The organism is Streptomyces sp. NPDC037288, assembly GCF_055603265.1.
This window is the reverse complement of record NZ_JBVJVY010000063.1, coordinates 23,216-29,215: the sequence shown is the minus strand read 5'-3', so window position 1 is coordinate 29,215 and position 6,000 is coordinate 23,216. Positions and strand designations below refer to the sequence as shown.

The window sequence follows — 6,000 nt, the reverse complement described above, 5'->3', positions numbered from 1 at the left end:
TACCCCACCGAGCCCGGCAAAAGCGCCCCCGCACTCCCCAACACCACCAACACGACCGACGATTGATCGCCTACACCACATCAAGGGACACGACCCTGGTCTGAGCTCCGTGGACCGGGGTAGGCCGGGCTCCAAGAGGCACGTCCTGTTCGACGCGGACGGACTGCCCCTGCGCGTCGGACTCTGTGCGGCCAGCACCCACGACAGCCTCGTCCCGAAGCCGATGCTGTCCCGTTTCCACAGGGGACACGAACCCCATGCAGCCGATTCCAAGCCCGTGCGTCTTCATGCCGGCAACGCCTACGACATCCCTCACCTGAGGCGATGGCTCTGGGGCAAGCACATCGGCGTCCGCATCAGCCGCAAGGGCATCGACTCGAGTGAACGACTCAGCCACCGCCGATGGGTCATCGAACGCACCATGTCCTGGCTGACCGGATACCGCCGCCTGAACCACCGCTACGAGCGAAAACCCGGATGGACACGTCCAGCCCACACGGGTAGACAAGCACGCGAAGGCTCTGGTGGGTACCGGGTGATCTTGGTCGTGAACCCGTCTACCAGGGGCTTCACCTATCGGTCGAACCAACGGCCCGACTTACGCAGCAAGTTGGCAAAGGCCCGCTGGGTCGATCACCACCGCCCTCCTGTTGGGTCATGAATGGATCAGGAGATCTGAGTCCGACGGGACTTGCTGATCCTGCCGGCAGTAGGACTGCCGCCTATGCCCTTGAACTCGCCCGGAATGCACATGCCGAATACGCCGACGCAGGGGAGATATACGCAGACAGGGCTTCTGAGGAAGCCCGAGGATCGTGTCGGAGCCGGACGGGGCCGCCCAGGAAGCCCTGCTGGCGCAGGTCTGGGTGCTCGCATGGGCGGAGGTCCAATCCGTTGGCACCGTCGTGTGAGCGCCTCGCGCGTGTGTACGGAAATCCGATGACCGGTCAAAGACCAGGCCGTAACCGGCCTCGGGGTGCGTGTACGAGGCGTGGCTTCGAAGGAGAACCGTTTCTGTCTCCGATCGCTCGTCAGACGCTCCGCGTCACCAGCCGGCGGCTGGGAGCGCAAGCGGAGCAACGGGCACCGGGATGCCCGCGCGAGCGCCGTAGCTGACCCTTTGCCAAGGCATCGCTGGAAGGAGGCCTCGCGCCGGAGTCGGCGGCGGGAGTTCAGCTGGTGTGCTGTTTCGGAATGAAGGCAGGAACCAGTGGTCATCCGGTCCTCGTTCGCCAGGGACCGTACGGAAGTTCGCTTGCCACTGGGCGTACAGGGCGTCGTAGATCGGGGTAGGAGCGTCAGGCAGGAGATGGCTCATAGTTGAGTCAACGGGAAAGCGGGTCATCCCGATGTCTGCCGTACGGGTGTTTCCTGAGTATGGCACGTCGGTATGTCGGTTCCTTGGGGCCCATAGCATCCTGCGGACCGAACACTCCAGGTCCGGCCGGTGACTGGCTGGCGCCGACAAAGGCCGTTGATCATGTGACCGTTGGCTTGTCTGGTCATTGGTCTGCTCGTTGGGAAAGCAGCGGTCCGGACGTGGTTCGTCTCCGACGAACTGCAGCCGGCTGGTCAAGCCGTTGCAGCCGGAGTCGGCACCCAAGCCGGTCGAGGGCAAGGGCTGCCCGGCCTGGGGTGCCGAACGCGCGGGAGGTGTTGTCCGGGGTCCTGTTTGTGCGCACGCCAGGCGGAAGGCGAAAGCACCTGGCCCAGCGACCGGTGATCAGGTCTGGCAATTACCTGCTGACCGTTCCCGGCAGCTTGGAACGAGCCCGCACCATGTATGCGGAAGTACTCAAGGGCCTATGGTCGTTGGTCGCCGAAGTAACACCGCCCGTAGGTGGTCATAGGGACGAGACCGTCGCTCCGCCAACCGGATGAGTAGCGCGTCCAACCGGATGAGCAGCACGTCAGCCTCGCATCGCACACACCCTCATCTATATGCCAGTTCAAGAGGTTGGCAAATGACGTCGGCCCATGCCTCCATCGCTGTCTGGCCTGGCGGTGCTCTGCGTACAAGAGAGGAACCTTCGAATAGGTCGGTCGTCGACGCGCGGTGCATGAGGCGGTCGGCCCATGATGCGGGTGGGCGGATGGTTCTCTTTGTGCGGAAGAGCAGGACGAGCGCGAGTGCATCGCCTTCGCAACTCATTGCCAGCGGTGTACCGATATCCAGGCTTCGAGCAAGAGCAGCGTAAGGCCGTCCGAATACCACGGCACGATATGTAACGCTTATGTGTACCCGTGGGTTCTGTCGGGGAATTTACTGCGACCGGACGACTTTCGTCACTTTGGGTCAATTTCTGTCATCGATCGGATGGGTGTGCCCGTACCGATTACTTATTCATAGGAAGATGATCATGAAACTTTCGACTTGGTTGCGAGGCGGGACGTGCGCGGGTGCAGCCCTGGCTCTCGCACTCCCCTGTACAGCGCCTCCCGCCTCGGCCCAGTCATCGGTAGCCGTACCGGTACCCAATGGCGATTTCTCCTCCCCGCATGTTATCGGAACAAACTGGAATTTCGTGCCGCCGGCCCACTGGGGTGGGAATGGCACAACGATCTCTGTGGATGCGGCCAAACATCCCCAACAGCTTCAGGCTGCGAACCTCAACTACGGCGGTGGCCCCGCCAAGTTGTATACGAATCTGTGGGGAGTCCATGCTGGTGACAAAGTCACCCTTACATTCGACGACAGCCCCAGCAGATACACGGGTTGCACTCTCGCTCAGGTAAAGGACGGCCAGAAGTTCACGATTGATGACGGCCAGCACAGCCAGGCGGTCACTACAAAGGGCACGTCCGCGGTTGGTACCCAGAACTGGGAATTGGACAAGACATACACATTCACCGCGGCCAAGGACAACACGCAAGTAACGTTCTCTTCGCAAATGCCGCAGGGGAGCGGCTCTTGCGGCCCTATGTTGGCAAACGTGCGTGCAGTTCGACTGCCAGCCCCCCCGGACACCCAGATCCCCAAGGTGGCGCTCCCTGCTCCCCAAGCCTACAACGAGAACGAACCTCTCTCGGTTCAATCGGCGGTGGACTACTGTAGCGGCAGCGACACTCAATGTTCTTTCACAATGGATCCGCAATCCTCTTATAAATACTATGACAAGGCCAGGGTGGTCGGGGAGGTGCACCTTAACTGCGGCAGGAATTCGTTCGACGACGAGCGTGAAGTGGATTACTCGGAGAAACCTTTCGATAGTATCTCTCGGTACTACGCACAGAATGACCTAGCGATGATTCCCCCGGATGACATTTCGCAGGGAAAGCCGAAGTTGGCGAGTCAGGTCGATCGCGGATTTGAGCAAGCCACCAATTCGCCGTGGACTTGGAAGAGAGATGTGAAGAGGACCGTGGCTCCCCGGATTCAGCCCGGGGAAGCAAGCTGGGTCGAGCTCGAGCCTGCCCGACAGCGAGTCGTGGGCTACTTCACCAGCCCTCGTAACGCTTACAGACTGTTCTCGACGTTCGATGTCCCGTCCGAAACACTCTCCGATCGCTGGTACCAGCGCACAGGCCCCATGACGGATGCCGAATTTGCCATGTGTACTTCAGACCGGCCGACAGCCATTACGCCAGACCTTCGGAGTGCGCCCGTAGCTGTGCCTCCGCAATCAGGGATGAAGGCGACCAGAAGCTTCCTGCTGAAGCTGAAGGACCGCTAGCCACTAGTGGCAGTGAATTCAAGCAAGGCGAATGGCAAGGAGAACAGGTTGAACGGCACACTACGGTCGCGAGGTACTTCACCCCTCCGGATTCAGGCTCTGTACACGCTACTGGTCCCATTGATGTCCATGAGCGTAGTATCTCTCGCTGCCGCACCGTCCAGTGCTGCGGACAAGCACGACCGCGCCATGCCGAAAGCGCAGGCTTTTGACGGCAAGAAGCCCCTGTCTTCCCTTAAAGAGGTCACGGATCTCTGCAAGCAAGGTAAGGGCTGCCGATTCATCGTTGATGCAGTGCGGGAGTACCGAGGCGGCGTTATTTCGGTGGGTAACGCTTTCCTGAATTGCACTGACGAGGACGTCAGCGTTCAACGGCGCGTTACGCTCTGGCCGAGGATCACGGACAACGTTGAAGGGGAAATCAGCGGCAGGGCGACTGATACAGGAAGGGTTTCAAACTCCTCACAGGTCGAGATTTCTGGTACGGCGGAGGGAAGTCAAACCATCCTGAAAAACTTCAAGTCCTACAATGAGGAAATGCAAAAAGCGACCTCTTCCAACACCACCGAGAGTGAGACCCGGGGAACGCTCAGCGGTACAATTTCCAGTGAGAGTACGGGCAGTAAAGAGTCTGATCAGGAATATGAGAATTCTGCGGGTCGCACTGACAGCAGAACCTGGGACAATAGTGTCAAGAGTGATACCGAGGTTGAAGCGACCGCTCCGGCGGGCGATGTGCTCATCTGGGGTTACCAGGAGATGGGTCACCGGGTTAAAGGAACGCTGAAGGCACTCGGCACAAGCAAGTACATCAAGAACGTCGTCGTCGACGAGCCGTCAATCGTGCAATCAAGCTCCTTTGTAGCGCAAACCTATACTGCTCCAAAGGGGGCCTGCCTCGATACCCGACCCGCTGCCGGGGCGGGGCCTGCAGCACGCTCCGCGCCGCTCCGCGCAACGAAGCCGAAAAAATCAAGTGCCGTGCGTTCCAGGAAAAAATGATCGATCTACTTCGCCGTGCGGTGGGGGCACCAGCCCAGGGTGTGACGCGCTCAGGCCCCCTTGCGCGGCCACATCCTGTCGGCGGTGATCTCGTGCCGGCGAAGCGGAAATCTCCCCCGGTTCCGACCCGACGGCGCCTCGCGGTCACCGCGGATACCCCCGTCAGCAACGGCTACCGCAATTTGACAACACCACTCTTGGACACGTTGGGAGTATTGATGTATCGATCTGCACTCGCCCGCGGCATGCTGGCTGCTGCCGTTGGACTGGCCGCGCTTACCGTTCCTGCCACGACGATCGCCTACGCCGACGATCCCTGTAGCCCGCCCAAGGGCCACGCGGCTCCTCCGGCGTGTGCTGCAGCTGCAGGCGGCAAACAGGCCATCAGTGCCTGCCCCCCCACCTCTCAGAAGTGCATGCAAGGCCTGTCGGGCCCGGGTACGGAACCTTTGGGACTTATTTCCAGGACTGGTGCGGACATCACACGATTCGAGCAAAAGACGCGTGAGGTCGACCCGAACACGGCAGCGAAAGACCTGTGCAGCATTGCCACGGCGATCACATCTCAGAGTGACCCCGGGGACTTCGCCTTTCCGCCGAGCTGGTGGTATTGCTGAGTCGACAACGGTGAGGGGGCCGCAGACTCGCCGCGTGGCCGCACAGCTACTGACGGAGGTAAGGCCCGAATGGAGTAGCCGTGCCGTCCAACCGGATGATTTACTTGCCCTCGCACTTCAATAGCGGCGAAATCTGACCGCAGATGTATCTTAAGAATGGGGGCAAGCGTAACAACGCGAGAAGAAGAGGAAACTATGGAAACTGAAATCCGCTTTGAGGAACTGGACCTGCTCGTGGGTGAGGTGCTGCCCGAGCGAACTGTCATGGGTAACGTGATGCTCCCGTTAGCCTTCGGTGGTGGCCACGGCCATCAGTCAGCTGACGCTGACGCCGGCGGGAGCAGCTCCAGCGCCGCTGCCGCCGGTGGTGGCGGTGCCGGCGGCTTCGGCGGTGGCATGTTCGGCGGCCTGTTCGGCGGTAGCCAGCACAGCGACACGGTTCAATCGACCTGCCAGTCCATCGGCCAGGGTCAGAGCACGGTTCCCAGCCTCACCTGTATGCCGGCGACGGTCAGGAGCTACTGATCCTGAGCCGCTAGCTCCCTCACATCGGCGACAGGCCGGGGGAGGTCTGGAGTTCGTCCTTCCCCGGTTCTCCGCAGCCCTTCGAAAGCCACCCCGCGTCATGCCGTTGCGTGATGCGGGGGATGCCGACCGCCCCAGCGACATGTTGCTGGGGCGCGGTATTGAGGGAGCTGGAGGTTTCA

At 60.9% G+C, this 6,000-nt stretch carries 3 protein-coding genes and 1 pseudogene; all 4 read left to right on the top strand.

Annotated elements, in window-relative coordinates; all coding sequences use genetic code 11:
* Positions 1-475, top strand: a pseudogene (locus ACZ7GZ_RS38335) (transposase); the annotation flags it as partial.
* 2,092 nt (positions 476-2,567) lie between these two features.
* Positions 2,568-3,674, top strand: a complete 1,107-nt coding sequence (locus tag ACZ7GZ_RS38330) for a hypothetical protein (RefSeq protein WP_471031788.1) — start codon at positions 2,568-2,570, stop codon at positions 3,672-3,674.
* A 129-nt stretch (positions 3,675-3,803) separates the two neighbouring features.
* Positions 3,804-4,676 (top strand): hypothetical protein, encoded by an 873-nt coding sequence (locus ACZ7GZ_RS38325; protein ID WP_471031785.1) that lies wholly within the window; start codon positions 3,804-3,806, stop codon positions 4,674-4,676.
* 812 nt (positions 4,677-5,488) lie between these two features.
* Positions 5,489-5,818, top strand: coding sequence for a hypothetical protein (locus ACZ7GZ_RS38320; RefSeq protein ID WP_360098461.1), 330 nt, complete (start codon positions 5,489-5,491; stop codon positions 5,816-5,818).
* Positions 5,819-6,000 lie beyond the last annotated feature (182 nt).